Genomic DNA, 5244 nt, shown 5'->3' with positions numbered 1-5244 from the left:
CAACCCGACCGGCAAGGTCTTCACCCCGGCCGAGTTGTCGCTGATCGCCGAGCTGTGCCAGGAGCACGGCGCGTACGCGGTCACCGACGAGGTGTACGAGCACCTGGTCTTCACCGACGCGTCGACCTGGCCCGCTCCACGGTGACCCGGGGCATCGCCGCCCAGGCGCACGCCTACCTGGCGCAGGGCGGTCCGGACAATCTCCGCGAGCTGCACGCGTTCCTCAGTGACACGGTGCTGCTGACCGGTCACGGCTTCGCGCCGCCGGTCGCACACCCCACCTGGGGGGTGATGTCACGTCCGGCCCCGACGGGGACCGGGCCGACCGTGGGCATCCTCTATTACCGGGCCCACCAGCTCAGCGGCAACACCGCCTTCGTGGAGGGGCTCTGCGCGGCCGTCGAGCAGGCCGGTGGCGTGCCACTGCCGGTGTTCTGCGCGAGCCTGCGCGCCCCCGAGCCGGACCTGCTGGCCACGCTCGGTCGGGCCGACGCGCTGCTGGTCACGGTGCTGGCGGCCGGGGGTACCCGGCCGGCGGAGGTCTCCGCCGGGGGCGCCGACGAGGCGTGGGACGTCGGTGCGCTCGCCGAGCTGGACGTGCCGATCCTCCAGGCGCTGGCGCTGACCCAGGACCGGGCGTCCTGGGCGGAGAGCGACGACGGACTCAGCCCGCTGGACGCGGCCACCCAGGTGGCGGTGCCGGAGTTCGACGGTCGGCTGATCACCGTGCCGTTCTCGTTCAAGGAGACCGACGCCGACGGGCTGCCGCACTACGTCGCCGACCCGGAGCGTGCCCGCCGGGTCGCCGGCATCGCGGTCCGGCACGCACGGCTGCGCCACGTGCCGCCGGCCGAACGACGGATCGCGGTGGTGCTGTCGGCGTACCCGACGAAGCACTCCCGGGTCGGCAACGCGGTCGGTCTGGACACCCCGGCCAGCGCCGTACACCTGCTGCGGACGCTGCGCGGGCAGGGTTACGACGTCGGTCCGGTCGACGGCCCGGACGCGCTGCCCGGCCTGCTGCCCAGCGGCGACGGCCAGGACGCCGACGGGGACCGCCTGATCCACGCGCTGATCGCGGCCGGCGGCCAGGACCCGGAGTGGCTCACCGAGGAGAAGCTGGCCGGCAACCCGGTACGCGTCCCGGCCGCCACCTACCGCCGCTGGTTCGACGCGCTCCCCGACGACCTGCGGGAGGCGATGACCGAGCACTGGGGTCCCGCCCCGGGTGACCTGTTCGTCGACCGGTCCGCCGACCCGGACGGCGAGATCGTCCTGGCCGGGTTGCGGGCCGGGAACGTGCTGCTGATGATCCAGCCGCCTCGCGGGTTCGGCGAGAACCCGGTGGCCATCTACCACGATCCGGACCTGCCGCCGACGCACCACTACCTGGCCGCCTACCGGTGGCTGGACGAGGAGTTCGGCGCGCACGCCGTGGTGCACCTGGGCAAGCACGGCTCGCTGGAGTGGTTGCCCGGCAAGAACCTCGGTCTCTCCGCGAGCTGCGGCCCGGACGCGGTCCTCGGCGAGCTGCCGCTCATCTATCCGTTCCTGGTCAACGACCCGGGTGAGGGCGCGCAGGCCAAGCGGCGGGCGCACGCCACCATCGTGGACCATCTGGTGCCGCCGATGGCCCGCGCGGAGAGCTACGGCGACATCGCCCGGCTGGAGCAGTTGCTCGACGAGCACGCCAACATCGCCACCATGGACCCGGCCAAGCTGCCGGCCGTACGGGCGCAGATCTGGACGCTGATCCAGGCCGCCCGCCTCGACCACGACCTCGGCATGGAGCAGCGTCCGCACGACGCCGAGTTCGACGACTTCCTGCTGCACGTCGACGGGTGGCTCTGCGAGGTCAAGGACGCGCAGATCCGCGACGGCCTGCACGTCCTCGGGCACGCCCCGACCGGCGAGGCGCGGGTCAACCTGATGCTGGCCATCCTGCGCGCCCGCCAGGTCTTCGGCGGTCAGGCCGACGCGGTGCCCGGTCTGCGGGCCGCGCTCGGCCTCGACGAGGGCGGCGCCGAGCAGACCGCCGAGGTGGACCGGATCGAGGCGGTGGCCCGACGGCTGGCCGAGGAGATGGAACGGCACGACTGGTCCGCCGAGGCGGTCGACCGGGTACGCGTCGAGGTGCTCGGCGACGACCACCCGCACGGCGCGGAGGTCGGCCGGGTGTTGACGTTCGCCGCGACCGAGGTCGCGCCACGGCTGGCCGGCACCACCGGGGAAATCGACGCCGTGCTGCACGCCCTCGACGGGGGTTACGTGCCGGCCGGACCGAGTGGGTCGCCGCTGCGCGGCCTGGTCAACGTGCTGCCGACCGGCCGCAACTTCTACACCGTCGACCCGAAGGCGATCCCCAGCCGACTGGCCTGGGAGACCGGGCAGGCGATGGCCACCTCATTGCTAGAGCGTTACCGCCGGGACACCGGCGAGTGGCCACGCTCGGTCGGTCTGTCGGCGTGGGGCACCTCGGCGATGCGGACCTCCGGCGACGACATCGCCGAGGTGTTGGCGCTGATCGGGGCGCAACCGGTCTGGGATCCGGCGTCCCGGCGGGTCACCGGCGTCGAGATCGTCCCGCTGGCCGACCTGGGCCGCCCCCGCATCGACGTCACGTTGCGCATCAGCGGCTTCTTCCGGGACGCCTTCCCGCACGTGGTGCTCCTGCTGGACGACGCGATCCGGGAGGTGGCGGCGCTGGACGAGCCGGACGAGGAGAACTACCTCGCCGCGCACGCCCGTGCCGACAGCGCCCGGCACGGCGACGACCGGCGTGCCACCACCCGCATCTTCGGCTCCAAGCCCGGTGCGTACGGTGCCGGGCTGTTGCCGCTGATCGAGAGCGGGAACTGGCGCGACGACGCCGACCTGGCCGAGGTCTACACCGTGTGGGGTGGGTTCGCGTACGGCCGTGACCTGGACGGGCGGCCCGCCCGGGAGGACATGGAGTCGGCGTACCGGCGGATCGCGGTGGCGGCGAAGAACACCGACACGCGTGAGCACGACATCGCCGACTCCGACGACTACTTCCAGTACCACGGCGGGATGATCGCCACGGTGCGGGCGTTGACCGGGCAGGCGCCCCGGGCGTACATCGGGGACAGCACCACCCCGGACGCCACCCGGACCCGGTCGTTGACCGAGGAGACCGCACGGGTGTTCCGCGCCCGGGTGGTCAATCCACGGTGGATCGCCGCGATGCGCCGGCACGGCTACAAGGGCGCGTTCGAGATGACCGCCACGGTCGACTACCTGTTCGGGTACGACGCGACGGCCGGCGTGGTCACCGACTGGATGTACGAGCAGCTCGCGGAGAGCTACGTCCTGGACCCGGAGAACCAGCAGTTCCTGCGCCGGTCGAACCCGTGGGCGCTGCGCGGGATCGTCGAGCGGCTCACCGAGGCCGCCGACCGTGGGCTCTGGGCCAAGCCCGATCCCGCCCTGATGGACGCGCTACGGCAGGCGTACCTGGAGGTGGAGGGCGACCTGGAGGAGTCCGGCTGAGCGGTGCCCGTCCCGGGGAGCCGTCGGTTCCCCGGGACGGGCTCAGGCGACGTGCCCGGGACGGGGCTCAGACGTCGGCGAGCTGGGTGACGTCAGCGAACGCGGCGACCGCGCCGATCACGGTGACGGCGGGTGCGCACAGGTGCCCGGCGGCGGCGACGTCGGCGATGTCGGCGAGGCTTCCGCGCAGGACGCGTTGCCGGTCGGTGCCGCCGTTCTCCACGCTGACCGCCGCCGTGGCCGGGTCCATGCCGTGCCGCAGCAGCGCGTCGGTCACCTCGGGCAGCGTCTGCACCGCCATCAGCAGCACGATCGTGGTGCCGGAGCGGGCCACCCCGGCCCAGTCGACGGTGCTGCCCGGGTCGTCGGGCGGCAGGTGGGCGGCGAGCACGGTGAAGCCCTGTGTCAGACCGCGATGGGTCACCGGCACACCGGCAAGCTCGGGCACGGCCACCGCGCTGGACACCCCGGGTACCACCTCCACCGGCACCCCGGCGGCCCGGCAGGCCAGCACCTCCTCCATGCCCCGGCCGAAGACGAACGGGTCACCGCCCTTGAGCCGCACCACCCGGTGTCCGGCCTGGGCCTCGGTGACCAGGATCTGGTTGATCTGCTCCTGGGGGACGAACGCGCCGCGTGGCACCTTCGACACGTCGACGACCCGGACGCCGGGCCGCAGGTCGCGCAGCACCGCGTGCGGCACGAGCCGGTCGGCCACCACCACGTCGGCCTCTGCGAGACGGTCCAGCGCCCGGCGGGTGAGCAGACCCGGGTCGCCGGGGCCGCCTCCGACCAGCGTGACCCGGCCGACGGCGGGCGCATCGGCCGGGGTGGGACCGGTCGACCCGGACACGCGCGGGGCCGGGATCACCCCGGCCGCCGGGCTTGCGACAGCCGGGACGGCGCCGGAACCACCGGGTTCCGGATCCGCGACGGCAGCGGGGGTACGGGGTGCCGCTCCGGTGGTGTGCCGGTGGACGGCGGTGGCGAAGCGGGCCGCCAGGCTCGGGTATCCGGCCCAGTGCACGTGCAGGTAGGAGGCGTGCACGGTGCCGGCCACGACACCGTCGGGCACCGGCGCGGCGGTGCCGTGCGCGGCGGACGGGCGGGGCCGGAACCGCCAGGCGGGCGTGCTGTCGGGATCGGCGTCGACACGGGTCCGGTGGAACTCGTGGCCGGTGACCGCCTGGTCGGCGTCGGCGAGCACGCTCTCCGTGGTGGCCCGCGCGTCCCGGTAGCCCAGCGTCAGCCGGTCGGTCATCCGGGCGCGTACCGGCAGGACCCCGGTCATCGGCGCGCCGTCGAGGTCGCGGGCCAGGTAGAGCAGGCCGGCGCACTCGGCGACCGTCGGGACGCCGCGCGCCGCGGCGTCGGCCACCTCCCGACGCAGGGGTGCGTTCTCGGTCAGTCCGGCGGCGTACACCTCGGGGAAGCCGCCGCCGAGGTACAACCCGGTGGTCTGCTCGGGCAGCGTCGGGTCGTGCAGCGGGTCGACCGGGGCCAGCCGGAGGCCGGCGGCGGTGAGCAGTTCGTCGGTCTCGGCGTACCGGAAGGTGAACGCCGGCCCGGACGCGACCGCGACGGTCCCCTCCACGGTGAGACCGGACAGTTCGGCCACCGGGTCCCAGGCCGGGCCGGGCAGCGCGGGTGCCCGGCGGGCCACCGCGACGACCTGGTCGAGGTCGACACCGGCGGCGACGTGGGCGGCGAGCGCGTCGACGGTACGCGCGGCGG

The 5244-nt window shown here is 74.3% G+C and carries 1 protein-coding gene and 2 pseudogenes; 2 read left to right on the top strand and 1 reads right to left on the bottom strand.

Annotated elements, in window-relative coordinates:
• Positions 1–139: pseudogene (locus EYA84_RS33630) on the top strand (aminotransferase class I/II-fold pyridoxal phosphate-dependent enzyme); the annotation flags it as partial.
• Positions 130–3510: pseudogene (gene cobN, locus EYA84_RS25730) on the top strand (cobaltochelatase subunit CobN); the annotation flags it as partial. The pseudogenes EYA84_RS33630 and cobN, both read left to right, overlap by 10 nt.
• Positions 3511–3577: 67 nt before the next feature.
• On the opposite strand, the gene cobA reads toward cobN, so the two are convergent.
• A partial coding sequence (cobA, locus tag EYA84_RS33170; RefSeq protein ID WP_201272480.1) for a uroporphyrinogen-III C-methyltransferase occupies positions 3578–5244 on the bottom strand: 1667 nt, incomplete at its 5' end.

Origin of the sequence: Verrucosispora sp. SN26_14.1 (assembly GCF_004307965.1) — a bacterium.
Taxonomy (GTDB): domain Bacteria; phylum Actinomycetota; class Actinomycetes; order Mycobacteriales; family Micromonosporaceae; genus Micromonospora.
This window is presented reverse-complemented; position numbering and strand designations above follow the sequence as displayed.